This is a genomic window from Streptosporangium sp. NPDC023963, assembly GCF_040639135.1.
In the GTDB taxonomy this organism is placed as follows: Bacteria; Actinomycetota; Actinomycetes; order Streptosporangiales; family Streptosporangiaceae; genus Streptosporangium.
Map to the genome: position 1 here is coordinate 217,470 of NZ_JBEZZK010000001.1, position 26,644 is coordinate 244,113.

At 71.6% G+C, this 26,644-nt stretch carries 23 protein-coding genes; 16 read left to right on the forward strand and 7 right to left on the reverse strand.

What is annotated here, in order from left to right:
• Positions 1-28: 28 nt before the first annotated feature.
• Positions 29-805 carry a SigB/SigF/SigG family RNA polymerase sigma factor gene (locus AB0F88_RS00930; RefSeq protein ID WP_362675953.1) on the reverse strand — a complete coding sequence of 259 codons (777 nt, stop codon included), beginning with the start codon at positions 803-805 and terminating at the stop codon, positions 29-31.
• A gap of 195 nt (positions 806-1,000) precedes the next feature.
• On the opposite strand from AB0F88_RS00930, the gene AB0F88_RS00935 reads away from it, so the two are divergent.
• Complete coding sequence (locus tag AB0F88_RS00935) at positions 1,001-1,372, forward strand: STAS domain-containing protein (protein ID WP_329093567.1); 372 nt, start codon at positions 1,001-1,003, stop codon at positions 1,370-1,372.
• Between the two features lie 90 nt (positions 1,373-1,462).
• On the opposite strand, the gene AB0F88_RS00940 is transcribed toward AB0F88_RS00935, so the two are convergent.
• Positions 1,463-2,182: a GAF and ANTAR domain-containing protein gene (locus tag AB0F88_RS00940; protein ID WP_362675956.1), complete on the reverse strand. Its 720-nt coding sequence runs from the start codon at positions 2,180-2,182 to the stop codon at positions 1,463-1,465.
• 125 nt (positions 2,183-2,307) lie between these two features.
• Between AB0F88_RS00940 and AB0F88_RS00945 the strand changes: the two genes are divergently transcribed.
• The 3 genes from AB0F88_RS00945 to AB0F88_RS00955 all read left to right on the forward strand — a co-directional run bounded on the left by AB0F88_RS00945 (position 2,308) and on the right by AB0F88_RS00955 (position 6,603).
• A complete protein-coding gene (locus AB0F88_RS00945) occupies positions 2,308-4,167 on the forward strand; it encodes a SpoIIE family protein phosphatase (protein ID WP_362675958.1) in 1,860 nt (619 codons plus the stop codon).
• 187 nt (positions 4,168-4,354) lie between these two features.
• A complete protein-coding gene (locus tag AB0F88_RS00950) occupies positions 4,355-5,308 on the forward strand; it encodes an MEDS domain-containing protein (protein WP_362675961.1) in 954 nt (317 codons plus the stop codon).
• Positions 5,309-5,448: 140 nt separating this feature from the next.
• A complete protein-coding gene (locus AB0F88_RS00955) occupies positions 5,449-6,603 on the forward strand; it encodes a glycosyltransferase (protein ID WP_362675963.1) in 1,155 nt (384 codons plus the stop codon).
• A gap of 211 nt (positions 6,604-6,814) precedes the next feature.
• Here the strand turns inward: AB0F88_RS00955 and AB0F88_RS00960 are convergent, their stop codons facing one another.
• Entirely contained in the window at positions 6,815-7,765 is a 951-nt protein-coding gene (locus AB0F88_RS00960; protein WP_362675965.1) for a hypothetical protein, read from the reverse strand.
• Positions 7,766-7,876: 111 nt separating this feature from the next.
• Between AB0F88_RS00960 and AB0F88_RS00965 the strand changes: the two genes are divergently transcribed.
• Complete coding sequence (locus tag AB0F88_RS00965) at positions 7,877-8,626, forward strand: glycoside hydrolase family 16 protein (protein ID WP_362675967.1); 750 nt, start codon at positions 7,877-7,879, stop codon at positions 8,624-8,626.
• Positions 8,627-8,633: 7 nt separating this feature from the next.
• On the opposite strand, the gene AB0F88_RS00970 is transcribed toward AB0F88_RS00965, so the two are convergent.
• Entirely contained in the window at positions 8,634-9,704 is a 1,071-nt protein-coding gene (locus tag AB0F88_RS00970) for a helix-turn-helix domain-containing protein (protein ID WP_362675969.1), read from the reverse strand.
• A gap of 94 nt (positions 9,705-9,798) precedes the next feature.
• Between AB0F88_RS00970 and AB0F88_RS00975 the strand changes: the two genes are divergently transcribed.
• A complete protein-coding gene (locus tag AB0F88_RS00975) occupies positions 9,799-10,725 on the forward strand; it encodes a proline dehydrogenase family protein (RefSeq protein ID WP_362675971.1) in 927 nt (308 codons plus the stop codon).
• On the forward strand, positions 10,725-12,350 hold the full coding sequence (pruA, locus tag AB0F88_RS00980) for an L-glutamate gamma-semialdehyde dehydrogenase (protein ID WP_362675973.1): 1,626 nt from the start codon (positions 10,725-10,727) through the stop codon (positions 12,348-12,350). The genes AB0F88_RS00975 and pruA overlap by 1 nt, the downstream gene beginning before the upstream one ends.
• Positions 12,351-12,571: 221 nt before the next feature.
• Here the strand turns inward: pruA and AB0F88_RS00985 are convergent, their stop codons facing one another.
• Positions 12,572-13,174, reverse strand: coding sequence for a helix-turn-helix domain-containing protein (locus AB0F88_RS00985; RefSeq protein WP_362675975.1), 603 nt, complete (start codon positions 13,172-13,174; stop codon positions 12,572-12,574).
• A gap of 270 nt (positions 13,175-13,444) precedes the next feature.
• On the opposite strand from AB0F88_RS00985, the gene AB0F88_RS00990 reads away from it, so the two are divergent.
• The 7 genes from AB0F88_RS00990 to AB0F88_RS01020 all read left to right on the forward strand — a co-directional run bounded on the left by AB0F88_RS00990 (position 13,445) and on the right by AB0F88_RS01020 (position 19,352).
• A complete protein-coding gene (locus tag AB0F88_RS00990; RefSeq protein WP_362675978.1) occupies positions 13,445-13,612 on the forward strand; it encodes a hypothetical protein in 168 nt (55 codons plus the stop codon).
• A gap of 51 nt (positions 13,613-13,663) precedes the next feature.
• Complete coding sequence (locus tag AB0F88_RS00995) at positions 13,664-15,166, forward strand: hypothetical protein (RefSeq protein ID WP_362675981.1); 1,503 nt, start codon at positions 13,664-13,666, stop codon at positions 15,164-15,166.
• A 62-nt stretch (positions 15,167-15,228) separates the two neighbouring features.
• Positions 15,229-15,753, forward strand: a complete 525-nt coding sequence (locus AB0F88_RS01000) for a nitroreductase/quinone reductase family protein (protein WP_362675983.1) — start codon at positions 15,229-15,231, stop codon at positions 15,751-15,753.
• Positions 15,754-16,087: 334 nt separating this feature from the next.
• Positions 16,088-17,368 (forward strand): MFS transporter, encoded by a 1,281-nt coding sequence (locus AB0F88_RS01005; protein WP_362675986.1) that lies wholly within the window; start codon positions 16,088-16,090, stop codon positions 17,366-17,368.
• Between the two features lie 191 nt (positions 17,369-17,559).
• Positions 17,560-18,129: an NAD(P)H-dependent oxidoreductase gene (locus tag AB0F88_RS01010; RefSeq protein WP_362675989.1), complete on the forward strand. Its 570-nt coding sequence runs from the start codon at positions 17,560-17,562 to the stop codon at positions 18,127-18,129.
• Positions 18,126-18,566, forward strand: coding sequence for a MarR family transcriptional regulator (locus AB0F88_RS01015; RefSeq protein ID WP_362675992.1), 441 nt, complete (start codon positions 18,126-18,128; stop codon positions 18,564-18,566). The genes AB0F88_RS01010 and AB0F88_RS01015 overlap by 4 nt, the downstream gene beginning before the upstream one ends.
• 21 nt (positions 18,567-18,587) lie before the next feature.
• Positions 18,588-19,352 (forward strand): SDR family NAD(P)-dependent oxidoreductase, encoded by a 765-nt coding sequence (locus AB0F88_RS01020; protein WP_362675995.1) that lies wholly within the window; start codon positions 18,588-18,590, stop codon positions 19,350-19,352.
• A gap of 254 nt (positions 19,353-19,606) precedes the next feature.
• Here the strand turns inward: AB0F88_RS01020 and AB0F88_RS01025 are convergent, their stop codons facing one another.
• Both AB0F88_RS01025 and AB0F88_RS01030 read right to left on the reverse strand, forming a co-directional pair.
• Positions 19,607-23,158 carry a S8 family serine peptidase gene (locus AB0F88_RS01025; protein WP_362675998.1) on the reverse strand — a complete coding sequence of 1,184 codons (3,552 nt, stop codon included), beginning with the start codon at positions 23,156-23,158 and terminating at the stop codon, positions 19,607-19,609.
• Between the two features lie 404 nt (positions 23,159-23,562).
• A complete protein-coding gene (locus AB0F88_RS01030) occupies positions 23,563-24,660 on the reverse strand; it encodes a hypothetical protein (RefSeq protein ID WP_362676000.1) in 1,098 nt (365 codons plus the stop codon).
• 130 nt (positions 24,661-24,790) lie between these two features.
• Between AB0F88_RS01030 and AB0F88_RS01035 the strand changes: the two genes are divergently transcribed.
• A complete protein-coding gene (locus tag AB0F88_RS01035; protein WP_362676003.1) occupies positions 24,791-25,924 on the forward strand; it encodes a histidine kinase in 1,134 nt (377 codons plus the stop codon).
• A 4-nt stretch (positions 25,925-25,928) separates the two neighbouring features.
• Positions 25,929-26,579, forward strand: a complete 651-nt coding sequence (locus AB0F88_RS01040; protein ID WP_362676006.1) for a response regulator transcription factor — start codon at positions 25,929-25,931, stop codon at positions 26,577-26,579.
• Positions 26,580-26,644: the final 65 nt, after the last annotated feature.

Consider the following 26,644-nt stretch of genomic DNA (forward strand, 5'->3'; position numbering starts at 1 on the left):
CTTGGGTGCCCTGTAACGAGCGGTGTATTCAGCATTCGGCGACAAGTTCCTCGCGGAGCTGGTCAAGCACCTTCCGCAGGATACGGGAGACGTGCATCTGGGAGATCCCGAATTCCGCCGCTATCTCGGCCTGGGTCATGTTGCCGAAGAAACGCAGCAGGAGGATGTTCTTCTCCCGATCCGGCAGCTTGTCGATCAGCGGCTTGACCGCCTCGCGGTCCACGAGCGTGCCCAGCGCGTCGTCCTCGTCGGGGATGACGTCGCCCAGCGCGGCGGCGTCGTCGTCGGCGCCCAGCGGGGCGTCCAACGAGAGCGCGCTGTAGGCGGCGGAGGCGTCGAGGGTGAGCAGGACGTCCTCTTCGGAGATGTGCATCTTCTTGGCCAGCTCGGCGACCGTGGGGGCTCGGCCGAGGTCCTGGCTGAGGTCGGAGACCAGGCGGTTCAGCTCGGCCCTGCGCTCCTGGTAGACGCGGGGGACGCGGATGGCCCAGGTGCGGTCGCGGAAGTGGCGCTTGACCTCACCGGTCATGGTGACCACGGCGTAGCCGCGGAAGGGGTGCCCGAGAGTCGGGTCGAAGCCGTTGATGGCCTTCATCAGCCCCACGTACGCGGCCTGCAGGAGATCCTCCAGCGGCTCGCCGCGGTAGCGGTAGCGGCGGGCGATCTCCATGGCGAGGTGGCGGTGCATCTCGACGATGCGCTCACGCAGACGCTCGGCGCGGTATTCGGAGATCTCAGGCAGGGACATCTCGGCGAGGAGTTCCTCGGCGGTCATGTCGGTGAGTGCGAGTGCCTGAACAGACATTGCTGCTCCCTGGTATTACTGTCGGGCGAGCCGACCACGGAAGCAACATCCGGGCAGACGGCATCGCCTCGACCTATTTTTCGAGGCGAGGCCCTCTGCTGGACCTCTGGTTCCATTATTGCCCGGAATCCTGGAGTATTACTCGCCCCCAGGTAACAGTAAGGTTGCTAATCGAATGGCACGAGGAGGCCCTGAGTGACGGTGTCGGAGAACGGCGAGAGATCGGCAGCCCTGACTCTCACGTCGGCGCTCGTCAGTGGGATCAACGTGATCCGGGTGACGGGTCTGCTGGACGCGACGACGAGGGATCAGTTCGCCGACTACCTGGCGGCGGAGACCGGCGAGCACGGTCTCGACATGGCGCTGGATCTGAGCGGGGTGACCTTCATGGACTCACGCGCGCTGGGACTCATCGTCCACCACTGGCAGGTCAGCACCACCGCGGGCGCCAAGTTCGCCCTGATCGGAGTGGAGTACGCCAAGACCAAGGTGATGTGGATCACCGGTCTGGCCCAGCGCCTGCCCCTGTACGACACGATCGACGACGCGATCGCCGCCTTCGGCTAGCGGCCGATCGTCTCGGCCGGCCGGGGACCGCCCCGGCCGGCCGGGACGATCAAGTACAGCTCACCGGGGCAGGGGCCGCCGGCAGGGGTCTCAGCCCTCTTTCTTCGCCTCACGGTTGCGCTGGTGCTCCTCGACCAGCAGCTTGGCCAGGTCGGCGACCTTCACCTGGTGGTGCTGCGAGATGCGGCGCAGCTCGTCGAAGGCCGCCTCGGCCGAGCAGCCGCTGGACTTCATGATGATGCCCTTGGCCTGGTCGATGATCGCCCGGCCGGCGAGGGCCTCCTGCATCTGGGCCGCGTCGGTGCGGACCTCGTCGTAGTCCCACATGTTGGCGAGGGCCACCCCCACCTGCTCGGCGAGCATCTCGGCCAGCGGCGGGACGTTCCTGGCCGCGAAGACGCCGGGGCGCACCCCGTACATGCCGAGGACCAGGACGGCGTGCTCGATGACGATGGGCATCGCCAGGACCGAGCGGACGCCGCAGCGGACGGCCATGCCGGTGTACGCCGGCCAGCGCGGCTCGCGCAGGACGTCCTGGACGATCACGTGGCGCCTCGTGGCGCGGGCCTCGGACGAGGGGCCCTCGCCGAGTTCCTCCTCGCTGTCGAGGAGCACGATGAGCTCGCTGTGGGAGGCTGAGACGACCATACGCTCCTGGCGCCAGAGCTCGGCGGAGCCGCCCGCGCAACCGGGCACACCGCCCGCGAGGGTGGCCGTGAGCCCGCGCAGCACACTCTCGGTCGATGTTTCCTCGCTGACCCTGCCGAGGACCGCGAGGTCCCGGGCGAGAACAGGGGTGACCATGTCCATCTCGCGACTCCCCTCACCTGTGTCGCTAACTTAACCACTATCCGACCACGCATCGATTAGACCTACCGGGTGGCGTACCGTCTACGACGGGACCAGCCCACTCCGGCCCCTGACGAGGACGAGCATTGACCGACGCCATTGGCCTTCAGACCCTGGAGCAGGCGCTGAACGCGCTGACCGCCAGGATCTCCTCCCTGCGTGAGGCGAAGTCCGCCTACCCCGCCGACCCCCGCTCCACACTCGACGCGGCGCTCGCGGAGCTCGACACCGCCCGCGAGCTGCTGGACGCCTCGGTGCGCGAGCTGCGCAAGGCGCCCAAACGCTCGGGCGAACGGGAGAGCGGGTCGCAGCGGGAGCTCAAACTACTGCGGCAGGTGTTCCGCACCTTCCCCATCCCGGTGGTGGTGCTGGACGCCTCGGGGGTGGTGCGGCGGATCAGCGCCGAGACCTCCCGGATGCTCGGCAGTCCCGCGGGATACCTGATCGGCCGCTCGTTCCCGCTGTTCGTCGACGTCTCCCGGCGGGCGGCGTTCCGCTCGCACCTGACGGCGGTCCAGCAGGGCGGCCAGACCGCGACCCTCCAGACGCGGCTGGCCCACCAGGGCCGCGCGCACACGGTGCAGCTCGCCGTCACCCGGCTCACGATGCCGGGTGAGCCGCAGGAGATGGTCGCGGTCATGATCCTGCCGCTGGAGGCGCAGGTGGCGGGGCCGCCCCCCGGCCCGGCCGACCGCTCGGACGCCACCCTGGTCATGGCCGCGGCACGCCGGCAGGAGCTGCTGGCCAGGATGACCCGCCTGCTGCTCGACGAGGAGAGCCTGCGCCAGCCGGTGACCGTCACCAGGGCCTCCCGGCTGCTGGCCGCCGAGTGGGCCGACTGGGTGATCGCCGACGTGGTCCGCGACGGCATGCCCAGGCGGGCCTGCGTGCTCGGCCCGAGCGACAAGCCGGTGACCCAGCTGGTCCGCCTCGCCGAGGGGATGAACCCGCTGACCGCGCCGGCCGTCGCGCACGTGCTGACCGGCGGTTCAGGCGTGGTGCACGAGATGCTGGAGGACGACGGGCTGCTCGGCGACGTCCCCGGTGGCCCGCCGCTGCTGCGGGTGATGGGGGCCGCCTCGGTGCTGATCGTGCCGATCGGCGGCGAGGAGGGCGTGCTGGGCTCGCTGACCCTGGTGCGGCTGCGCGACCGCGAACCGTTCTCGCTGGCCGATCTCGGGCTGATGGAGGAGGTCGGCGTCCACCTGGGGCTCGCGCTGCGCGCGCGGCGCAGCTTCCAGACCCGCTCGCGGGCGGCCGACGCGCTGCGTACCAGCGTGGTGCCCCGGAGCCTGCCGGACATCCCGGGATTCGAGGCCGCGGCCATCTACAACGCGGGCTCCAGCCCGGTCGGCGCCGAGTTCTACGACGTCTTCCGCGCCGGCGAGGGCTGGGGGTTCGCCCTCGGGGGCGCCGCGGGCAAGGGTGAGGAGGCCGCGTCGGTCAGCGCCATGGTGCGCAACGGCCTGCGCGTGCTCAGCGTCTGGGAGACCGACCCCGGCGAGGTGATGCGCAAGCTGAACCAGGCGCTGACCGCCCAGCACAACGGCATGTTCGTGATGGCGGTGACCGGGTTCATCAAGGCGCGCAAGATCAGGCTGGCCAGCGCGGGGCACCACCCCGCCGCGCTGCTGCGGCCCGACGGCGGGGTGCGGTTCACCGCCGGGGGCGGCGTTCCGCTGGGCATCGCCCCCGAGGCGGAGATGTTCACCGAGGAGCTCACGCTGACCTCCGGCCAGACCCTGATCTTCTACTCCGACGGCCTGGTGGCCTCGCAGAACGAGCTGGGCGAGTCCTACGGCGAGACCAGGCTGGCGGACGTGCTGGCGCGCTGCGTGGCGCAGTCTCCCGCCGAGATCGTCAAAACCGTGGAGGAGGACCGGCACGCTTTCTCCGGCGGGAGAGTTTGGGATGAGATCGTGATACTCGCCCTCCGTGTCGTATAGCTTGGCTAACCCGGTGGGGCCGGTCGGTCCCGCCGGGCGATGAGGGGCCGCGCCCGGCGGCGCCCGCGTCCGACGGAATGGGGCGGGGTATGGGATCGCTTCAGGATCGGCCCTCTTCGGGCCGGACCGAACCCGGTGAGCGCCCCCGCCCCTCCTTCCCCGGCCTGGCCGGGTCCGGGACGCCCGGATGACCTCCATCCACCAGGCCGCGGTGTACGGCTCCGACGAGCGCTTCCTGGCGATGGCGCTGCCGTTCGTCCGGGACGGGCTGGCCAAGGGCGACCCGGTGATGGTCGCGACCACCTCGGCCAACCTGGAGCTTCTCGGGGATGCCCTGGGCAGGGACGGCCGCCTGGTCGACTACGCGGAGACGGCGTTCCTGGGCCGCCGGACGGTGGAACGTGCCACCGCCTTCCACCGCTACTGGCAGCGGCGCGGGCCCGAGGCCCCGCGCGGCGGGCACGTGCGGATCCTCGCCGAGCCGGTGTGGGCCGGACGCGCGCCCGCCGACGTGCGGGCCTGGCAACGCATGGAGTCGGGCCTGAACCTGCTGCTGCGCGCCACCAACGTGTGGATGATCTGCCCGTACGACGAGAGGACGGCGGATCCGGGGGTGGTGGCGACCGCGCGGCGCACCCACCCCACGCTCTCCGAGGACGGCGTCTCGATGACGCCCTGCCCCGAGTACACCGATCCCGCGGGCTTCATCGGCGAGTGCGACTCCTTCCCGCCCCTCGAACCGCCGGGCGACTCGGCCGCCGCGCACGTGGAGACACTCCACGCCCTGCGGGTGTTCGTCACCGGCCACGCGTCCTTCATGGGGCTGAGCCACGACCGCGCGAAACTGCTCTCGGTCGCCGCCTACGAGGTGGCCGCCCTGCTGGGGCCGCCCGTGACGGTGCGGATGTGGGAGCGGCTGGGCGCGATCACCTGTCACGTCGACCGCCGGGGCGGGCGTGTCGCCGATCCGGTCGCCGGTTTCCTCCCGCCGGGTTCGACGGCCGGCCCCGGCGACGGCCTGTGGATCGCCCGGCAGCTGTGCGACCGCCTCGACATCCACAATGACCAGCGCGGATGCGGGATCCAGCTGCACGTCCCGAGTGCCAGGGCCGAGGAGTCGCGGCAGAGCAGGTCCTATTAGCGGGCCCGGTTCCCCGCCGAGGGTTTGGCTTTGGCGGAGATCGGGGTATGGTTGACCCCATACAGACGTGTGCCTAAGACGCAGGCACCCCTGAAGGAATCACAGGCTTTTCATGCCTAATCTCCTCCCAGAGGTGTGCCGTGAACATTGCATTCGTCTCCTCCGAGGCTCTCTCCTCCACCCAGGACGAGTCCGACCTCGCCGCCCAGCGCGCTCACCTGATGGCAGTCGCCCGTGAGCTCGGCCGCGAGCACAAGGTCACGATCTACAGCCGGAGGAACTCCGACTCGGAGAAGTCCAAGGTCCGCGTGTCGCAGGGCGTCACGCTGGAGAACCTGACCGCCGGGCCCGCGCAGAACCTTCCCGAGGACAGCGTCCTGCCCTACCTGTCCGACCTCGGCGACCAGCTGATGCACCGCTGGGGGCAGGATCGCCCGGACGTCATCCACGCGCACTCCTGGACCGGCGGGCTGGCCGCGATCGCCGGCGCGAACGGCCTCAACGTGCCGTTCACCCAGACCTTCAGCAGCGAGAACACCCGCGACGCCAAGAAGGTCCGGCTGCAGCGGGCCATCGGGCGCCGGGCCAGCGCGGTGATCGCCGGGTGCGGCGACGAGGAGAGCTCGCTGATCCGGCTGGGCGTGCCGCGCCGCAACATCTCGGTCATCCCGTGCGGCGTCGACGTCGAGCGGTTCCGCCGCCAGGGCCCGGCCGCCGCCCGCGGCACCCGGCCCCGCCTGCTGCACGTCGGCCCGCTCACGGCCGACAAGGGCGTGCACACCGCGATCCGCGCGCTGGAGGGCATCCCCGAGGCCGAGCTGATCATCGCCGGCGGTCCCGAGTCCGTGGACCTGGAGCACGACGCCGACGCGCACCGCATGATGCTGCTGGCCAAGGAGATCGGCGTCGACGACCGGATCACCGTTCTCGGTCACATCCCGCACTCCTCGGTCGCCAAGCTGATGCGCAGCGCCGACGTGGTCGTCTCGCTGCCCAGGGAGGCGCCGGCGGGCGTCGTGGCGCTGGAGGCCATGGCCTGCGGCGTCCCCGTCATCGCCTCCGCGGTGGGAGCCCACCTCGACTCCGTGGTGGACGGGGTGACCGGCCTGCTGGTTCCCGCCGACCGCCCGGCGCAGACCTCCCGCCTGACCCGCGAGCTGCTCGCCGACCCGACCCGTCGCACCGCGCTCGGCTTCGCCGGTGCCGACCGCGCCCGGTCCCGCTACTCGTGGGAGCGGATCAGCCAGGAGCTCGTCCACGTCTACGAGAACGCGCTGTCCGGCTCCGCCCGCTGACCGCGCCCGCCGCGCCGGCCGGCACCGCGGGCCGCGCGGAACGCCCGTCCCGAGACCGGGGGTCCCGAAAGGGGCCCTCGGTCTTTCGCGTGCGGGACGCGTGGCGACCGGATCGCGCGACGTCCACGACCGGCTCCCGCGACGCTCGCGACCAGCTTCCGCGACCGCTACGACCGACTCCCGCGACGCCCGCGACCGGCTCCCGCGACGGCTACGACCGGGTCGCGCGGCGGTGCAGGACGACGCCGAGACCGCTGGCGGCCAGCAGGACGACCCCGGCCACGACCAGGATCACCGCACCGCCCACGGCCCCGTCCGTCCAGTCCCAGACGGCCTCGGGGACGGCGAGCGTCAGCCCGGCCACGCCGCTGACGATCAACACCCAGGTGCGCCGGCGCCGGTACAGCGCCAGGCAGGCCAGCGCGATCACCGCGGTCAGCCAGTATCCCCAGGCGCCTCCGTCCCACAGGACGGGCCACTGGCCGCCGAGGATCGCGATGGCGGCGCCCATGCCCAGCCCGAGGTCGCGCGGGACGAGCAGCCCGGCGAGGGCGGCCACCAGGATGAGCAGGCCCAGCGCGACGTAGGCCAGGCCCCAGGCGGGGCCCTCCCCCGCCGAGGCGTCCATCAGGCCGGTCACCGTGAGCAGGGCGAACCCGCCGCAGGCCAGCAGGCCGATCGCGGTGGGCAGCAGCGCGTAGGCCGCCGCCGCGACCAGCAGCCCGGCCACGCCGGCGACGAGCACCTCCTGGCGGTCGACCGCCACCCCGGCGCACAGGGCCGCCGTGCCCGAGCCCAGCGCGGCGAGCGTGGCGGCGACCCTGCCCTGCACGGCGGCCGTCCTGCCGGTCGCCGACCGCGCCGCCGCGCCGAGCCCCGCGGCCACCGCCAGCAGGAGGAACGTGACCACGGCGAGGACCGTGATCCTCGCCGGCTGGGTCATCCGGTCCCAGCCCAGGCCGACGAAGGCCGCGGCACCGGCCAGGACGAGCCCCCCGCCGACGTACGCGAGGATCTCGCTCCACCTGACCCGGTCTCCCGCTCCCGGCTCGCGCAGCGCCTCGCCGACGGCGAGCGCGACCGGCTCCACCTGCTCGGCGCGGAGCTCACCGGACTCCACCAGCCGGGCCAGTGCCCGCCGTACGGCGTCAACGTCGTCCATGTGCGGAATCGTGGCACAGCCGGGCCGTGAGGGCATCCCCCGAACCCGTGGGACGTATGCGAAAACGGGATACCTCTGTTACTGGAGTGCGATCGTTGCTTTGATGTCCCCATGTCGATTCGTGGCACGTTCCTGGGCGCCCTGGCCCTCTCCCTCGCGTTCTCCTCGCTGACCGCGCCGGGCGCGTCCGCGCGGACGAGCCCGTCCGCCGCTCCCGGGTGGGGCGCTCCGGTCCTGGTGGAGAACTTCGACGGCACCCGCGTCGACGGCCGCAGGTGGGTCGTCTACCACTCCCCCGGTGCCGAGACCAACCCGCGCACCGGGCGGGCCACGAGCGTGGGCGGCGGCGTCCTGCGGCTCAAGGGCGGTTTCTACGGTGGCAGGGACCTGTCGGGGGGCATCGCGACCCGCAGCGCGCAGCGGTACGGGCGCTGGGAGGTGCGGCTGCGGGCCGAGCGCGGCGCGGGCTACACCCCGGTGGCGCTGCTCTGGCCGTCCGACCAGGGCGGCGGGGAGTACGCGGAGGTCGACTTCGCCGAGATCATCGACCCGAGCCGCAGGTCGGGCGGGATCTTCGTGCACCGCGGCGACCGGCCCCAGGCCCAGCGGCAGATGCGGGCCGACTTCACCCGGTGGCACACGGTCGCGGTCGACTGGCTGCCCGGGCGGCTGACGTTCTGGCTGGACGGCAGGAAGGTGTGGGACTACCGGGGGCCCAACGTGCCGAGGAGCCGCTCCATGCACCTGACGCTGCAGAACGACGTGACGTGCAACGAGTGGTCGCCGTGCCGCAACCGCTCCACTCCCCCGACGGTGAGCATGTACGTCGACTGGGTGAAGGTCTACCGGGCTCCTGTCTGAGCGCGAGTCAGAGCAGGTGGGCGGCCTTGAGGGCGAGGTGGACCAGCAGGCGGTCCTCACCGTCGGCCAGGTCCCTGCCGGTGAGCCGTTCCGCCTTGGCCAGCCGGTAGTAGAGCGTCTGGCGGTGCACGCCGAGCGCGCCGGCGGTCTCCTGGACGTGGCCGGCGCGGTCGAGGTAGCCCTCCACGGTCCTGGCCAGCTCCGGGTCCTCCCCCAGCCCGGCGATCTCCTCCGCCAGCTCCCGCAGCCCCGCCGGGGACATCCGGGCGAGCAGCCGGTAGACGCCCAGCCCCGGCCAGGTGGCGACGGGGGCCAGCGCGGGCACCCGGCCGGCGACGCCGAGCGCGTGCACGGCCTCCCGCCAGCTTCGCCAGGCCTGCGCGGGTTCTTCCCTGGGGGCGCCGACGCCCACCACCGTCGCGTACATGCCCTGGATCCGGTCGGCCAGCTCCTCCGCCTGGCCCGCCGGGACCAGGAGGGCGACCAGCGGCTCGCCCCGTACCGGGAACGCGGGGTCGGCGAGCACGGCGCGCGGGAGCGTCCAGAGGGCGGCGACCCGGTCGGGGGAGGTGCGGGCGGCGACCGCCGCCACCGGGCCGCGCACGTCCTCCAGCCGCGACAGCGCCCGGGAGCGTTCCTCGGCGTCGGAGGAGAACAGCTCCCGCAGGTTCGCGCCCAGGTCCTGGCGGCTGCGGGCCTCCTGCGCCAGGGCGGTGGCGGCCCGGGAGATCAGGTCGCCGACCGAGGAGAGGGCTTCGTCGCCGAGCGTGCCGTCGTCGAGGAGCCACAGGTAGCCGTAGGTCACCTCGTGGTGCCGCAGCGGCACGCACACCCGCGCGAGCACGCCCAGGTCGGCGTCGGCGGGGATGCGGACAGGGCCGCGGGCCCCGGCGATGCCGTACCCCTCGAAGTAGGCGCGCACCTGGTCCGTCGCGCGGCGCCGCAGGATGGACTCCTGGCGCACCACGTCGATGTCGCCGCTCTGCGCGGCGTAGGCCAGGAGCTGGAAGGCCCGGTCCTCCAGGGTGGCCGAGGCGCCCAGCCTGGCGGCGATCTCGTCTACCGTCTCCTGCAACACCTCACCATTGTCATACATATGTATGAACGCCTCACCCGTTGATCGTGGCAGATGCACATGACGGCCGCCGGAGCGGAGGTTTTAGGCTGAGAACATGCTCGGTTCTCTCCTTCTCGGCGCATCCCGGTTGCCGCTGGTGCGGCGCACGGTCTCCGGCGTGCCGCTGACGCGCAAGGTCGTCGATCGCTTCGTCGCGGGCGAGACGCCCCAGGAGGCGGTCGAGGCGATCCGCGGGCTCGCCGCCGCCGGCCTGGCCGTCACCGTCGACCACCTGGGTGAGGAGACGCGGGACTCCGCCGCCGCCACCCAGACGGCCAAGGCGTACGTCACGCTGCTCGGCGCGCTGGACGGGCTGGGGCTCGGGGACCGGGCCGAGGTGTCGGTGAAGCTCTCCGCCGTCGGTCAGGCGCTCGGCGCCGACGGCGACAAGATCGCCCTGGAGAACGCGCGGCGGATCTGCGAGGCGGCCGCCGCCTCCGGGGCGAGCGTGACCCTCGACATGGAGGACCACACCACGGTCGACTCGACGCTCGCGATCCTGCGGGCGCTGCGCGAGGACTTCCCCTCCACCGGTGTCGCCGTGCAGTCCTACCTCTTCCGCACCGAGGCCGACTGCCGCGACCTGGCGTACGAGGGGTCGCGGGTGCGCCTGGTCAAGGGCGCCTACGCCGAGCCCGCCTCGGTGGCGCACCAGAACAAGAACGAGGTCGACAAGGCCTACGTGCGCTGCCTGCGCATCCTCATGTCGGGCGCGGGCTACCCGATGGTGGCCACGCACGACGACCGGCTGATCGCGATCACCGAGACTCTCGCCGACCGGTTCGCCAGGTCGCAGGGTGACTACGAGTACCAGATGCTCTACGGGATCCGGGCCGACAAGCAGCAGGCCCTGGCGGGAGCGGGTCACACCGTGCGCGTCTACATCCCCTACGGCGACGACTGGTACGGCTACTTCATGCGCCGGCTCGCCGAGCGCCCGGCGAACATCGCCTTCTTTCTTCGTGCCCTTGGAGGCAAGTGATGGATGCCATCTCCACCGTTCCCGCCCCGTCCAACGAGCCGGTGCTCGGCTACGCGCCCGGCAGCGCCGAGCGCGCGGCGCTGGAGAACCGCCTCAAGGAGCTGGCCGGGGCCCAGCTCGACCTGACGATGACGATCGGCGGCGAGCAGCGGATGGGCGGCGGCGCCTCGATCGAGGTGGTCCAGCCGCACAACCACGCCTCGGTGCTGGGCCGCACGGCGGACGCGACCGCCGACGACGTGCGCTCGGCGATCGACGCGGCGCTGGGGGCGGCGCCCGCGTGGCGCGCCCTGCCGTTCGACGAGCGGGCCGCGATCTTCCTGCGGGCCGCCGACCTGCTGGCCGGCCCGTACCGGCAGACGCTGAACGGCGCGACGATCCTGGGCCAGTCCAAGTCCGCGCAGCAGGCGGAGATCGACGCCGCCTGCGAGCTGATCGACTTCCTGCGCTTCAACGTGGACTTCGCGCGCCGGCTGCTCAGCGACCAGCCGGTCTCCTCGCCCGGCGTGTGGAACCGGATGGAGTACCGGCCGCTGGAGGGCTTCGTCCTGGCGATCACGCCGTTCAACTTCACCGCCATCGCCGCGAACCTGCCGTCGGCGCCGGCCCTGATGGGCAACGTCGTCGTCTGGAAGCCCTCCCCCACCCAGCAGTTCTCCGCGCACTTCACCATGCGCCTGCTGGAGGAGGCGGGGCTGCCGCCGGGCGTCATCAACATGGTGACCGGCAACGGCTCGGCCGTCTCCGAGGTCGCGACGACCCACCCGGAGCTGGCGGCCATCCACTTCACCGGCTCCACGCCGACCTTCCAGCACCTGTGGTCCACGGTCGGCGCCAACATCGCCTCGTACCGGTCCTACCCGCGCCTGGTCGGTGAGACCGGCGGCAAGGACTTCGTGCTCGCCCACCCCTCGGCCGACCCGGCCGTGCTCACCACCGCGCTGGTCCGCGGCGCGTTCGAGTACCAGGGGCAGAAGTGCTCGGCCGCCTCCCGCGCGTACGTGCCGCGCTCGGTCTGGTCGGTGATCCGCGACGAGCTCGTGGGCACCGCCGAGTCGCTCACCGTCGGGGACGTGGCCGCGGACCTGTCGACCTTCATGGGCGCGGTCATCGACGAGCGGGCGTTCGCCAAGAACAGGGCCGCGATCGACCGGGCCCGCTCGCTCGACTCGATCAACGTGCTGACCGGCTCGTACGACGACTCGACCGGCTACTTCGTGCGGCCGACCATCCTGGAGTCCGCCGACCCCACCGACGAGATCTTCGTCAAGGAGTACTTCGGGCCGATCCTCGGCGTGCACGTCTACGACGACGCGGACTTCGACACGGTCCTGGACCAGATGGAGGGCGTCTCGCCGTACGCGCTGACCGGCTCGATCATCGCCAGGGACCGCCACGCGATCGCCTCGGCGTCGGAGCGGCTGCGCTTCGCGGCGGGCAACTTCTACGTCAACGACAAGCCGACCGGCGCGGTCGTCGGCCAGCAGCCCTTCGGCGGGGGCCGCGCGTCGGGGACCAACGACAAGGCCGGGTCGATCCTCAACCTGACCCGCTGGGTCAGCGCCAGGACCGTCAAGGAGACCTTCGTGCCTCCGGTCGACCACCGCTACCCGCACATGGGGTGAGGTTCCTCGGACCGGGCGACGCGGCAGCCTGACCTCAAGAAGCTCGGCTATTCCGAATAGGCCGTGAAAAGCGATGACGCCTGGGTTTCGCATGCGAAACCCAGGCGTCACTCGTTTCCGGCTGCGGCCAGGGCACTGATCTCATCCACGACGTGCCGCCGCTCGCATCCAGCCGCTACCGGCCCGGCCCGTACGCCGCCCGTAGCGGTACCGGCCCGTGATCACTGGGAGGAGTCCGAGCCCGCGAGCGGACCGGCGAGGGCCGCCGAGCCCTCGTGAACGTAGTCCGGCAGAGGGCGCACCCGGCCGTCGAGGTGCCACTGCTCCAAGGCCCCGAAGTAGACACCGAACAGGTAGGCGCGGACGGTGACGCGTGCCCGCGTCGGGGTGACGCCCTTGGACAGCAGCGCGGGCACAAGGCGCTCGGCGAGATCGTCCAGGGCGGTGTACACGGCTTCCCGTACCGCCGACTCCTCCAGCACGTAACGCATGCCGCGCCAGGGGGTGTACGCCGCCGCCTCGCCGGACGGGGCCGCGGCCGCGTGAACGCTCGCGACGATCCGCTGAAGCGTGCCCGGAAGGTCGTCCAGGTCGAGTTGCTCCTCCAGCAGGTCATGGCCGACGGCGGCGTGGGTGTCGGTGGTGAACAGACCTTCCTTCGTGCCGAAGTAACGGTAGAAGGTGCGCGGCGACACTCCGGCGGCCGCGGCCACCTGCTCGACGGTGACCGCGCTGTAGCCGTGTTCGTCGAACAGGTCGATCGCGGTTTCGATGATGTGGTGCATCGCGGCCAGCCGGTTGCGCTGGCGAAGGGTCAGAGGCACCGCCCAAGCGTACCGGAAATATGACTCACACCCGCTATATGGCAGTACGTGCCATCTTGACACCAAATGCCATTTGCTGCAGGATGGGGCCGTCCCCCACCACCAGGCAGCGAGCCGCCGTCCCCGTCCCGCCCCGGCTACCGAACGGCACCGGTCCGGCACCCGTCCCGCGCCGGCGCGCGGTCGTCTCCCCGCGCGGCATCCGATCTTCGCCGTACGAACGCGGTGGCCCGCCCCTCCCGGGTGCGGACACCGTCCGAGGAATTGAGGATGACAATGCCCGCCCACGCCCTCGCAGGGCACCAGGTTCTCGCCGCCACCCCGCCGGCCGCTTTGCTGGCCCTCACCTGTGCCCTGGCGGTCGGCGGCCCGTCACCGATCGCGCATCCCCTCGTCGCCACCGGCGTAGTGAACATGGCCCCGGTCCGGCAGGGCTGAACCGGTGATCGACGTCCGCATCGCACGCCGTCGCATCGCGGGGCGGGCGAGGTGAGAGTCCTGGAAACGGTGCTGGTGATCGCCGACCTGCTGGCCTTCCTCGCCCTGGTGATCCCGATGCCGCCCGCACTGCGCCGGCTCCGGCAGGTGGCACCTGCCACACCCGCGGCAGCGGCGGCGGCACAGGCGCTGCTGGAAGGGCCGCGCTGGCAGTTGATCCCCGCCTACGCGCTGGCGGCGGCCATCACCGCGGTGTGGCTTCTCGGTGTCCTCGCACCGGCACGCTGGCCGGTCCGGCGCCCACGGCTTCGGCGGTTCGCCACCGCCGCCACCGCGGTACTGGGCGCGATGGGGCTGGTCGCCTCGACGGCGCTACCGGTCCTGTTGCCCGTGTTCTCCTTCGCACAGCCCACCGGCCCTCACCGGATCGGCACCGTGACCCATCACTGGACCGATGGCGGGCGTCCCGACGTCCTCGCCGCGGATCCACGTGCCCGCCGCGAGCTGATGGTGCAGATCTGGTATCCCGCGGCCGGCGCGCCGTCCGCTCCCCGCGCCGCCTACGTGCAGGACGACGACGTCTTCGTGGCCATGGCGCGCCTGGCGCGGGTGCCGGACTTCACCTTCGGACATCTGCGTCACGTGACGACGAACGCCGTCGCGTCCGCACCCGTGGCCGCGGAACGGTCCCGCTATCCGGTGCTGGTCTTTTTGGAGGGGGCGATGGGCTTTCGCCAGATGAACACCTTCCAGATCGAGAACCTGGTCTCACACGGCTACGTCGTCGCGGCCGTCGATCATCCGTATGCCGCCGCCTCGGTGCGTTTTCCCGACGGGCGCCGTACCGCCGGGCTGCCCGCGGACCGGCTCAGGGCTCTGATCGACCGGAGCTTCGACCCGGCCGACGAGCGGACCGGCGAGGCCCCGGCGCTCAACGGCCGCGTACTCGACGGCGGCCTCGTCCCCTACCTCGCGCGCGACGTCACCTTCACCCTGGACCACCTGGCCGCCCTGGACCGGGCGGATCCGGCCGGCGTCCTGACCGGGCGGCTGGACCTGCGCAGCATCGGCGCCTTCGGCATCTCGCTGGGCGGCATCGTCACCGGTGAGGCCTGCCGGACGGAGCCGCGCCTGCGCGCCTGCCTGATGATGGACACCCGCATGACCCCAGGCGTGGTGCGCGAGGGCCTGGACCAGCCGAGCATGTGGATCACCCGGGACGCCGCCACCATGCGGCGGGAGGGCTGGTCCGCCGATGACATCGACCAGCATCAGAACAGCATGCGGGCGGTCTTCGACAAGCGGCCCGCGGACGGCTACCTCGTGCGCGTACCCGGCATGTTCCACGCCGACTTCACCGACATCTCCTCCTGGTCACCGGTGCTGTCCCGTTTCGGGCTCACCGGCTCGGTCCCCGCGGAGCGGGCGCACGCCATCCTCAACGCCTACAGCCTGGCGTTCTTCGACCGGCATCTGAGAGACCTCCCGGCACCTCTGCTGGACGGCCCCGCGCCGGGCTATCCGAACGTACTGCTCGAGACGCGCCGGCCCTGAAAATGCCTCGCCTTTCGCGAGGACACCACGAAAACGCTCCTGATGATGACAAGAGGGAAACGATGGCAGCCAAGCCGAACCACCCGAGGTCGGGCATCCTTGGCCGACTGTACGCGGTCAAACGGTGGATGTACCGCGGCGGCCGCCCCGGTCTGGCGGCACGGGCGCTGAACCACCTGGCCGCCCTGCAGTACTCGACCGGGCTGCTCGCGCCCCGCCGGGCGGTCACGCTCGAGGTACGCGGCCGCTCCAGCGGCCGGACGATCGCGGTCCCGGTGGTGGTGGCCGACCACGAAGGCCAGGAGTACCTCGTGTCCATGCTCGGCGACGACGCCAACTGGGTCCGCAACGTCCGCGCCGCCGGCGGCCGGGCGGTCCTGCACCGAGGCCGACGCCGACCGGTCGTACTCCAGGAGGTCGATCCCGGTGCGCGTGCCCCGATCCTGCGCCGTTACCTGGCGTTGGCGCCCGGCGCCCGGCCGCACCTGCCGGTCACCCGAGATTCCCCGCTGGAGGCCTTCGCGGCGATCGCCGAAGCGCATCCCGTCTTCCGGATCGGCTCATCGCGCACGGCCGAACACGCCTGACCCGCTGACCCACCTCGACGCGCGGGCCGGGTAATGACCGATTCGATCGATGCACGAGGAAGGACACGGTTCCTGAAGATCAGCGGTAGCCGACGCCGTTCGATCCTTGGAGGAACCGTGCCCGCCGCCCTACCGTCACCGATCACCGCCTCTGGTGAGGGCCGAACCTTCGGCGACGCGCAGATGATCCCCCAGCGGAGACCGTCCACCACTGCAACGGCACCTCCTGTTTCGAGATGATGAGCCCGCGCCGGTTCACCGAACCGGCCGAGCACGTCACCGGAGACGAGCGACCGGAAGGGACGTGCCCCCCGAGCGGAGGAGAGAAGAGACCATGTCAGCCTCTGATGCCGGCGCGGGAACCGAGGCTGAAGGGACGGGCGCGCTGAGCATGCTGCGCGACAACCCGAGGTTCCTGTCGCTGTGGTCGTCGCGAGTCGTCTCCGTCGGCGGTGACGCGCTCAGCCTCGTCGCGCTGATGCTCCACGTGGCCGACACGACAGGGCAGGCGATCGCGGTCTCCTTGCTCCTGCTCGTCGGGGATTTCGTTCCTTCCCTGCTCAGCCCGATCGCCGGCGCGATCAGCGACCGCTTCGACCTCAAGCGGGTGATGATCGTCTGTGAGGTCGCCCAGGGCGTGGTCCTTCTGCTCATCGCGCTCTCGCTGCCGCCGCTGCCTCTGTTGCTGGTACTGGTGGGTCTCCGCGCGATCGCGGGGCAGGTGTTCCTGCCGGCCTCGCGGGCGGCGATACCGGGTCTGGTGCGAGACCGGGACTTGGAGACCGCCAACTCCACGCTCGGATTCGGGACCAACGCCGCCGAGGCTCTCGGGCCACTGATCGCGGCGGTGCTGTTCCCCTTCATCGGCGTCCGCGGCGTTCTCCTGGTCGACGCAGCCTCCTTCCTGCTGGCGGGAGCCCTCCTGCTCCGGCTGAAGTCTCTCCCCCCGATCCCCGCCGAGGGCGGCGAGAAGTCCTCGCTCCTGCAGGACGCGAAGTCCGGGCTGGGTTACATCTGGTCGGCCAAGGTGGTGCGGATCATCGCCCTGGGTTTCTGTGCCGTCGTCGCGTTCAACGGAGTCGACGACGTCGCGCTGGTGCTCCTGGCCAAGGTGACCTTCGCCGCCGGCGACTCGGCGGTGGGATTGCTTCTGGGGGCGGTCGGCACAGGGCTGCTCCTCGGGTACGCCCTGATGACCCGTTACAGCACCCGCGTGCCGCTGGTGGTCCTGCTGATCGCCGGCTTCGCGGTGAGCAGCGTGGGCAACCTGCTCACCGGGCTGGCCTGGGCCGTCGCGGCCGCGTTCGCCGCCCAGTTCGTCCGTGGATTCGGCATCGCGGCGATGGACGTGGCCACCAACACCATGCTGCAGCGGCTGGTCCCGCCGAGGATGCTCGGCAGGGTCTTCGGCAACCTCTACGGAGCCGTCGGGGTGGCCGCCGCACTGTCCTACGTCGCCGGTGGTCTTCTGCTCGACGCCACCTCCGCGCCGGTGACCCTCATCATCGCGGGCGGCGGGGGCACGCTCGCCACCGTACTCGTCGCGCTGACCCTCCCGGGAGTGCTGCGAAGGAACACTCCCGGCCGGGGCACGGAGGAGAACGTCAAGGGCTGACCCGGGCGTTCGGCGCCGGAACGGTCTTCGCGATCGGCGTGATTCCGGTCGCTCCGACGATCGGGCCGCGGTCGCCTGCCCCCTCGCGAGACGGCCTACGCCGACGAGCGGCTCGTCGACTTCGAGTTCGCCGGCTACCGGCGCGCCCCAGGTTTGCGGCACTTATATAGCCGACTATAAGATAGCCGACTATGGAAATAGTCGACGTACTGGCGATCTGCGGGAGCACCCGGGAGGGATCGCACAACCGGTCGCTCCTTCGCGCCGCGCAGCAGCTGGCGGGCGCCCCGCTGAGGGTGGAGGTGTGGGACGACCACGCCCGGGTCCCCCGCCTGGACGCCACCCGCGGCCGCCCCTTCCCCCAGGCCGTCGGCGCTCTGCGCGAGCGCGTGGCGGCGGCCGACGTGCTGCTGGTGGTGACGCCGGAGCTGAGCCGCGGCATCCCGGGGCAGCTGAAGGACCTCGTCGACTGGCTGTCGATCCTCGCGCCCCCGCGCCCGCTGGCGGGCAAGCCGGTGGCGCTGATGAGCGCCTCACCCAACCGGTTCGGCGGAGTCTTCGCCCAGTTGCAGCTCGGCGACATGCTGCGGCGGGTCGGCGCCGAGGTGCTCTCCGACTTCGATGTGGCGGTCGGCTTCGCCCACCGTCACATCGACGCCGACGGAGTTCTGACGGGGGAGGAGGCGCGACACGACATCACCCGGCTGTGGCAGCGCGTCCTGGCCCGCGTCGCGGACGACCGGCCGGCGGTGCCGGCGTGACCGCCGGGCGGCAGGTCGCGGCCGAACAGGGGCCGATCGGCTACGCCCTCGCCGAGGTCACCAGGGCGCACCGCGCCGAGATGCAGCGCCGGATGGCCGAGCTCGGCCTGCACCTGGGCCAGGAGCTGCTCATCGTCGACCTTCACCACAATCCCGAGACCACCCAGGCGGACCTCGTCCAGCGCATCGGCATCGAGCAGCCCACCATCGCCAAAGCGATCACCCGCATGGAACGGGCCGGGTTCGTCGAGCGCGCCCCGGACCCCGGCGACCGCCGGGTGACCCGGTTGCGGCTGACCGAACGCGGCGAGGCCGTGGTCGACGCCGTCGTGGCCGCGTGGGCGCAGGTGGAAAGCCGGGCGAGCGCCGGGCTCGGCGAGGCCGACGCCGCGCGTCTCATCCGGCTGCTGCACACCGTCCGCGACAACCTCACCTGACCACCACCCGCAGGAGAACGCATGGAACTCGGACTCGCAGGAAAAGTCGTCCTGGTGACCGGCGCGAGCACGGCCATCGGCAGGGCCACCGCGCTGGCCTTCGCCGAGGAGAAGGCACACATCGCCGTCGGCTACCACACCAACCTCCAGGCCGCGGAGGAGACCGTCGCCATGGCCGAACGGCGCGGAGCCCAGGCGATCGCCTGGCGGCTCGACCTCGGCCGCCCCGACTCACTGCCGTCGGCGGTCGAGCACGCCCGCGACCGGCTCGGGCCGGTCGACGTCCTGGTCAACAACGCCGTCCGCTGGCCGGACTGGCCGGAGCCGGGCGAGCTGTTCGAGACCGCGCCGCCCGAGCGGTTCACCACGTCGGTGACCGCGAACCTGGTCGGCCCCTACCTGCTCGCCCGCGCCGTGCTGGCCGACATGCGGGCGAGCGGATGGGGCCGCATCGTCAACGTCTCCACAGGACTGGTCGAGGACGGCTTCCCCGGCAACGTCTCCTACGTGGCCGCCAAGGCGGGCCTGCACGGCCTGACCCGGGTGATGTCCAGGGAACTCGCCTCCGCCGGCATCCTCACCAACGTCGTCATGCCCGGCTTCACCCCCGCGGGCAAACCCATGCCGCAGCACCTGCTCGACAAGGCGGGCGAGGCCGCCGCGACCAAGCGCGTCAGCCATCCCGACGACGCCGCACGCATGATCGTCTATTTGTGCTCGGCCGCCAACACCAACACCACCGGCGAGGCCATCAGGACCGACGGCCACTTCCTCACCCCGGCCTGACCCTTCGCCCCCGGCGCCGCTCGTCCACGATCCGTCCTCGACGCGTCAGGCCCGGTCAGACCATGGTGATCGAGCTCATGGAGAACCCGGTGGAACCCATCGCGGACCGTCCGGGGGCCAACGCGTCACCGGAGGATCCACACCGGCGGCGGCAGATAGCGGTGGATCTCCGCCCGGTGCCCGGTCGCGCCGGCGATCATGGAACCGGCCCGTCCCGCCGAGTGGGACGGGCCGGTCGAGGGTGTGGATCGCGCCTACCGGGCGGCCCTGTCGGGACGCTCGCTGACACGGATGGAGTTGACGATGGGATCGCCGGTCCGCCCGGTGAAGCCCACGTTGATCTGGCCGTCGGTGACCTTCACCGTGTACTGGCGGCTGACCGCGGTGTTCTCCCCCGCCTCCCGGGCGAGGTCGAGCGCCGAGATCGCGAGCTCGCCCTCGATGCCGACGTCGAAGACCCGCTTGCCCGGACGCTTGTTCCGGGTCTCGGCGAAGCCCAGTTCGATGGTGTAGACCCCTGCGGGCACCTTGTCGAACCGGTACTCCCGCATGTCCTCGCGGGCGCTCCTGTAGAGCGCCTGCTCGGTGGTGCCCCTGACGGTCTTGCTCGAGGTGCTCGTCTTGTCGCCGTTGCCCACGTAGCCGTAGCCGCCCGGCGTGTACTTCCGGTCGGCCGCCCAGACGTCACCGACGGCGTCGACGACCTTCTTGGAGCCGCCGGCCTCGATGGCGACCTGGAACTTCGGCACCACGACGGACACGCTGATCGGGAACGCCGGGTTGCGGCCGCTCGCCGAGCGCACGACCAGCACGCCGGTGCGGACGCTGCCGGGCTGGACATCCGCGCTGGACGCGGTGACCTGCAGCGTCACGGACCCGCCGGCCGCGATCTGCCCACTGGCCGGGGTCACGCCCAGCCAGGTCTGGCCGGAGGCGATCTCGACGGTGTACGCCGCGTCGGCCCCCAGGTTGGACAGCTCGACCGCGCCCTTCCTGGTGGAGGAGGCCGGCATCACGAGAGTGACCTCGTCGGTCGACGCCGTCACCCGGCCGGTGGCCAGGGCCGTGTCGAGCAGGTTGCGCTCACCGGCCTTGACGGTGACCTGCTTGGTGAGAGTGCCGTAGTTCTCCTCGGAGACCTCGACCTGGTGGTCACCGGCGGGAGCCTGCCCGAGGAAGGTGCCGTCGGTTCCGGTGGTGAAGGTGGCCACGTCGCCCACCTTCACCGTCGCGTCCGCCAGCGGCTTGCCGTCGTTGGCGTCGGTGACGGTGCCGGTCACCAGCCCGTGCCGCCGGGCGGCGAAGGACAGGCTCTGGCCGTCGGCGACGGCGGGGAGAGGATCGGTCTTGAAGGAGTACTGCAGGGCGTCGGTGCCCTCCGCGTTCTCGACGCCGATCGTCGCGGTCGTGCCCGCCTCGATGGGGGCGTCGATTCCGCGGTAGCGGAACCCGATCGAGCCGTCCTCACCGAGCAACGCCTCGAACGAGAAGTGGTCGTCGCTGTCGTAGAACTGCACGTTGCGCCACTCCACGACGAAGGTGCGGTGCGGTGCGGTGCCGACGGTGGCGGTGTAGAGCCCGCTGTCGTCCCACATCGCCAGGTCTTCCCAGTACGGGTAGATGGAGGCGTTGGAATCGCCGGTGGTGGGCAGGGAGGTGTTGCTCGGGAAGGCGTAGGTGTTGGCACCGAAGGTCAGGAACCCGTTGGTGGCGACCGCGCCGCGGGTGTAGGTCTTGCCGTAGAACGGGAAGGCGAACGGCAGCGTGATCATCTGGCTCTCGTCGTCGCCGCCGAGCTGCTCCTTGGTGGTGCCCTCGATGTACGGCTCGGTGCCGCTCCTGCAGGTGTAGCCGAAGGAGTCGGTGTGGCTCGCCAGCTCGATGTCCTTGACCAGGTCGCCGGTCACCGTGACGGGCACGGCGGCGTCCTGCGTGCACCGCGAGCCCGCGGTGACCTTCAGGTCGAAGCCCCGGCGGGGCAGTGTGAGCTCGTAGTGGCCCTGGGCGTCGGTGACCGCGCCGGCAGGCGTGCCCGCCGCGGCGACCGTGGCGCCGGCCTGGGGCAGGCCGACGCTGGTGACCGTCCCGGACACCGTGCTCAGGGCCTGCGCCACCAGCGACGCGTCCCGGGTGATCGTCTGGTCGGTCGTGACGGTGACGGTCGCGGTGACATCGTCGTAGGTGAACTTCCTGAAGGTGATCTCGTAGTCGCCGCTCAGGAGACGGGGCAGCGTGTAGGACCCGTCCTGCGCGGTGGTGACCGTACGGCTCACCGGTCCGGAGACGCTGATGGTCGCGCCGGCCAGGGGGGACCCGCCCGAGGTGACCGTGCCGGTCAGCGTGCCCAGTTCCCCGAGCGGGGTCGACTTGACCGCGGCGTAGGCGTCGAGCATGCCCTCGCCCCAGACATAGTTGTCGGCGGCGGTGCCGCCGCAGCTCGTGTCGTCGACGTCGGCCGCGGTCCCGTCGAGCAGGGCGCGGGTGTTCTCGACGTCGTTCTTCAGGCTGGGCGACATCGACCACATCAGCGCCACCGTGGCGGCGACGTGCGGGCTGGCCATCGACGTGCCGGAGTTGGGGCGGTAGCCGCCGTCGTTCCAGGACGAGCGGATGTTCACGCCCGGTGCGGTGATGTTCGGCTTGATCTCGCCGTTCTCGCCGGGACCGCGCGAGGAGAACTCCCCGATGCGCCCGTCGAAGCCGAACGCTCCGGCGCTGTAGGCGGCGATGTTCCCGCCGGGGTTTCCGGTGCTCTCACAGGTGACGGGCGCCCTCAGGGCCTCGTTCCCGTTGGAGAAGGTGGGGAAGATGCCGGCGGCGACCCAGGCGCGGACCATCTCGTCGTACCAGAGGTCGAGGCCGCCGCCTCCCCAGGAGTTGTTGATGACGTCGGGCGCGAGGTCGGGACGCGGGTTCTGGTGGTTCAGATCGGTGGGCGCGAGCATCCACTGGCCGGCGGCGAGCAGCGCGTCGTTCGGGCAGCTCCTCGGCTTCACCGTGCAGGCCTTCGCGGTGATCCACTTGGCGCCGGGGGCGACACCGATGTTGTTGGCGCCGCCGTCGCCACCGACCATGGTGCCCATCGTGTGGGTGCCGTGGCCGAGGTCGTCACAGGGCACGCCGGCCGAGCACACGCCTACCGTGTCGACCCAGTTGTAGCTGTGGTCGACGCCGCCGCCGGCCTTCGTGCCGCGATAGGCGGAGACCAGCGCCGGGTGGTCCCACTGCGCGCCGCTGTCGATGCTCCCGACGACGATGCCCTCGCCGTGGTCTCCGAGTTCGTCCCACACCTTGGTGGCGTTGATACGGTCGATGTTCCACTCGACGGAGGCCGCGGTGGCCTTGACCTCCTTGGCCGGCTCCGGGTCGGGCAGCTGGACGACCTGGGGCGGCTCGATCGCCGTCACCTCGGGGAGCTTGGCGATCTCGTCCGCCAGTTTCGCGTCGCCGGTCACCTTGACGGTGTTGACGATCCAGAACGGGGTGAAGTCGGCGCGTGCGGCCTTGAGGAGCTTGCGCAGGTTCGTCTGCGAGGCGGCGGCGGTCTCCGTCTTCGCCCGGTAGACCTCCTTGCCCTTCTCGGCCTTGGTCTTCGCCGTACGCGCCGCCCGCAGGTCGGCGTCGTCCTTCAGGCGCACCCAGAAGGTGGCCTTGTCGTCCTTGGACAGGTCGGCCTGGACCACCCGGTCGATCTTGTCGGATTCGGGTGCGGCCTGTGTGGCGCTGTACGCCACACTCTGCTGGATCAGTGAGGCGAGGGTGATGGTCCCGATCAGGACCACTCGCCAGGGGCGGGCTGTGAACACACGATCTCCTTCACGGGCAGGGGATGCCCGCGGGGGGAAGCAAAATGGGCGATAAGGGATCTCCCTAACCTCCGGGGAGGGTAATGAATAAATGTTGCATTTGCCTGTAATAAGGGACAGAAAAATTTACAAGGGTTTAATTCGCGCCCGCGTGAGGCGAGGGAATCCGCGCGGTCCCGGCTCGGCGAAACAGACGATGACCTGGGGCTTCAACCGTTCCGCCCGGGGGCGGTGGCCTGGAGGCGGGGAGCCTTCTCCGGGGTGGCGTGTTTCCGCCATCTGACGGAACACGACACGATGGAGCACGAGAAGCGTCTCGACGATGCGCTGAGGGGCGTGGGCGAGACCAGCCCGCTCGCCCGGCCGTACCCCAGGGTCCCGGGTTCGGGACCCTGGGGTCGCGTTCAGGCGGGAACGGCATCGGCCCGGACCGGGCCCCGCCCGCAGTGACGGCATCCTTCGCGCCTGCGCAGGTGGTAGGCGAGAGCGGCGGCGGCCAGTGCCCCTCCCCAGATCGGCCAGAAGGTCTCCGGGAGCCAGGCCCCCCATTCGTCCAGGGCGAAACGGCCGGCCACGGTCCAGCGGATGTAGGTCAGTCCCGCGACCGTGACGGTGATCGCGACGAGGCCGGCCGGAATGACGGCGAGGAGCGGAGGGACACGCCTGCCGCGCAGGCCGGGGATCCAGCGGGGGAAGATCTCCCCCCAGCGCTGGACCAGCCCCAGCGTGAGCAGGCCTCCGCAGGCGCCGAACGTCGCCAGGTAGGCGCCGGCCAGCCAGATGCCCGGGGTGTCCCTCGTCCCCTCCTCCAGGAACTCCCCGCGCACCCCCAGCGGAATGCCGAGGGCCCAGCTCCACCGGGTCACGCAGTACACCAGGGGTACGGCGACGGCGATGTGGACGGCGGTGCGGCCCCAGCGGGCCGCCGCGGCGGGGGCGGTCCACCCGTCGTGGCCGGTGCGCCCGCAGGCGGCGCAGGCCTCCCGGCGACGGCGTCGGTGGTTCAGCGCCGCCGCGGCCAGCAGCAGCCCTCCGGCGACGCACAGCACCTGGTTGACCACCGGCCACGGCCAGAGGTCGGCCAAAGTGCTGCCGCCCAGCTCCAGGTCGAAAAGGGGTGCCACCAGCAACAGCGGGGTGTAGGCCACCCCCATCATCGGCCTGGAGTCGGGGATCACCAGGATCAACAGCACGGCCATCGGCCAGGCGAGGAGCAGGGGCACCCGGCCGGCACGCCCGCGTCCGTCCGTCCGTGCCAGGGCCAGCGAGGTGAACATGGCCGTCACGCAGAAGGCGACGATCCACCAACCGCCGGTATCCGGGGTGGCGCGAGCGAGGATGGACAGTGCCCCGTCGGGATCGGACCTCCCCCAGGGGAAGCCGGGCGCGCCGAGCGCCCATGACAGGCCGAGCGCGCCGTAACCGAGCGACCACAGGGCCGCCGCGTAGCCCGGCCAGGCGGACCGGTGGATGGGCGAAGGTGGAGCGATGGTCGTTGCCATGAGGTCAGCATCGTGCTCCCGGCGGGTGACAGGCCATGTGCCGTTCGGCAGGTGATGGTGGTCCCCGCGCCCGGTGACCGTGCCGTACGGCAGGTGCGGCGGGAGCCGGCGCCTGCGTATCGTCGGTCCGGTGAGTCTTCGTGGGCGTGCCCGAGCGATCGCCGTCGCCGCCGTGGTCCTGGCCGGGATCGGCGCCTCGCCCGTCTTCGGGGCGGCGGCCATGGCGGCGGCGACGACGGTGACGGCCGCCCTGGTCTGGGTGGCCGGCGGCCGGTCGCGGACGTCGGCACACCTGGCCACGGTGACCTGCGTGGCCGCGGCCGTGTCCCTCGCCGTCACCCTGGCACGCCTGATGGGGCTTCCCCTCGTATGGGAGGCCGGCATATCGGGAATGGCGGAGAGCGCGGCGCTCATGTTGCTGGTCGCGCTGAACGCCCGGTGGTCGCCGGTACGGCGGGCGGCGGTCGCCGGCGCGCTCGCGGGCCTCGCCTCGTCCGTCTGCCTGCTGCGGTTCATCACGCCCTCGTCCGTGCTGGAGGGGGTGGGAGCCTGCGCGTTCTGGTCGGTCGGCGTGCTGGTCGCGGCCGGTTCGGGGACGTACCTGCGCTCCCTGGACACCCGGCGGGTCCGCGCGGTGACCGACGGCCGCACCGCTCTGCGGCTGCAGGTGGCCGGAGACCTGCACGACTTCGTCGCCCATGACATCAGCGAGATGGTGGCGCACGCGCAGGCCGGCCAGGTGGTCGGTCCCGGCGATCCCGGACAGGCGCTCCTCGCCCTCGAACGTGTCGAGAAGGCCGGTCAGCGGGCCATGTCGGCGCTGGACAGGACCGTCCTCATCCTGCGGGAGGACGGGCTCGCGACCACGTCACCGCTCCCCGGCCTGGCCGAGCTGCCCGAACTCGCCGACCGGTTCACCGCGGCCGGGCGGGCACGCGTCCGCGTGGACATGGACCCGGGTACGGGCGAGACGGTGTCACGGGAGACGTCCGCCACCGCGTTCCGGGTCGTGGCCGAATCACTGACCAACGTGCGCCGTCACGCCCCCGAGGCCACCGTGGTGGACGTCACCGTCACGGTGGAGTCCGCCACACTCGTGGTCACGGTGACGAACGACGGGGTGACCGGATCGGGCGAGAGCGGACGCGGCGGCTTCGGCCTGCCGGTCCTGGCGCGGCACCTCCGATCGATGGGCGGCCTCCTGCACGCGGCCCCCGTACACGGGGGATGGTCGCTCACGGCCCGCATCCCCTTGGCACGATAGCGACATGTCGATCCGCATCCTCGTCGCCGACGACCAGGAGGGTATTCGCACCGCCTTCCGCCTCATCCTCGACGCCCAGCCGGACATGGCCGTCATCGCCGAAGCCGCCGACGGCGTCACCGCCATCGAGTCGGCCCGGCACCTGCGCCCCGACGTGGTGCTCGCCGACATCCGGATGCCCCACGCCGACGGCATCGAGGTGACCCGCGCGCTGGCCGGCACCGGCGTCCGCGTCGTCGTCGTCACCACGTTCGGACTGGACGAGTACCTGTACGCCGCGCTGAGCCACGGCGCGGCCGGGTTCGTCCTCAAGCGCTCGGGCCCGGCCCTGTTGGTCGAGGCCGTACGCGCGGCCGTGAACGGCGATGTGCTCATCAGCCCGCAACTCACCGTACGGCTCCTCAGCCGGATCGGCCCGTCGCCCGAGGACGTCCCCCGGGGCACGGCGCTGACCGAACGCGAGGACGACGTCGCCCTGCTCGTCGCCCAGGGCAAGACCAACGCCGAGATCGCCGCGGAGCTGTTCCTGTCGCCCGGCACGGTCAAGAACCACATCGCCGGCATCCAGCGCAAGCTGGGGGTGCGGAACCGCGTCGGTATCGCCTCGTGGGCCTGGAGCACCGGCAGAACCCGCGCCTGGCCGCACCGAGGCTGAACGGCGCCGGGCGCCACCCGTCCGGCGGCGCCGTGCGGCCCGGTCGCCGCCCCCGCACACGGCCG

Coding starts and splice junctions, on each gene's coding strand:
- AB0F88_RS00930 (WP_362675953.1), bottom strand. CDS start 805: ATGTCTGTTCAGGCACTCGCACTCACCGACATGACCGCCGAGGAACTC.
- AB0F88_RS00940 (WP_362675956.1), bottom strand. CDS start 2,182: ATGGACATGGTCACCCCTGTTCTCGCCCGGGACCTCGCGGTCCTCGGC.
- AB0F88_RS00950 (WP_362675961.1), top strand. CDS start 4,355: ATGACCTCCATCCACCAGGCCGCGGTGTACGGCTCCGACGAGCGCTTC.
- AB0F88_RS00960 (WP_362675965.1), bottom strand. CDS start 7,765: ATGGACGACGTTGACGCCGTACGGCGGGCACTGGCCCGGCTGGTGGAG.
- AB0F88_RS00965 (WP_362675967.1), top strand. CDS start 7,877: ATGTCGATTCGTGGCACGTTCCTGGGCGCCCTGGCCCTCTCCCTCGCG.
- AB0F88_RS00975 (WP_362675971.1), top strand. CDS start 9,799: ATGCTCGGTTCTCTCCTTCTCGGCGCATCCCGGTTGCCGCTGGTGCGG.
- pruA (WP_362675973.1), top strand. CDS start 10,725: ATGGATGCCATCTCCACCGTTCCCGCCCCGTCCAACGAGCCGGTGCTC.
- AB0F88_RS00990 (WP_362675978.1), top strand. CDS start 13,445: ATGACAATGCCCGCCCACGCCCTCGCAGGGCACCAGGTTCTCGCCGCC.
- AB0F88_RS01000 (WP_362675983.1), top strand. CDS start 15,229: ATGGCAGCCAAGCCGAACCACCCGAGGTCGGGCATCCTTGGCCGACTG.
- AB0F88_RS01005 (WP_362675986.1), top strand. CDS start 16,088: ATGTCAGCCTCTGATGCCGGCGCGGGAACCGAGGCTGAAGGGACGGGC.
- AB0F88_RS01010 (WP_362675989.1), top strand. CDS start 17,560: ATGGAAATAGTCGACGTACTGGCGATCTGCGGGAGCACCCGGGAGGGA.
- AB0F88_RS01020 (WP_362675995.1), top strand. CDS start 18,588: ATGGAACTCGGACTCGCAGGAAAAGTCGTCCTGGTGACCGGCGCGAGC.
- AB0F88_RS01030 (WP_362676000.1), bottom strand. CDS start 24,660: ATGGCAACGACCATCGCTCCACCTTCGCCCATCCACCGGTCCGCCTGG.
- AB0F88_RS01040 (WP_362676006.1), top strand. CDS start 25,929: ATGTCGATCCGCATCCTCGTCGCCGACGACCAGGAGGGTATTCGCACC.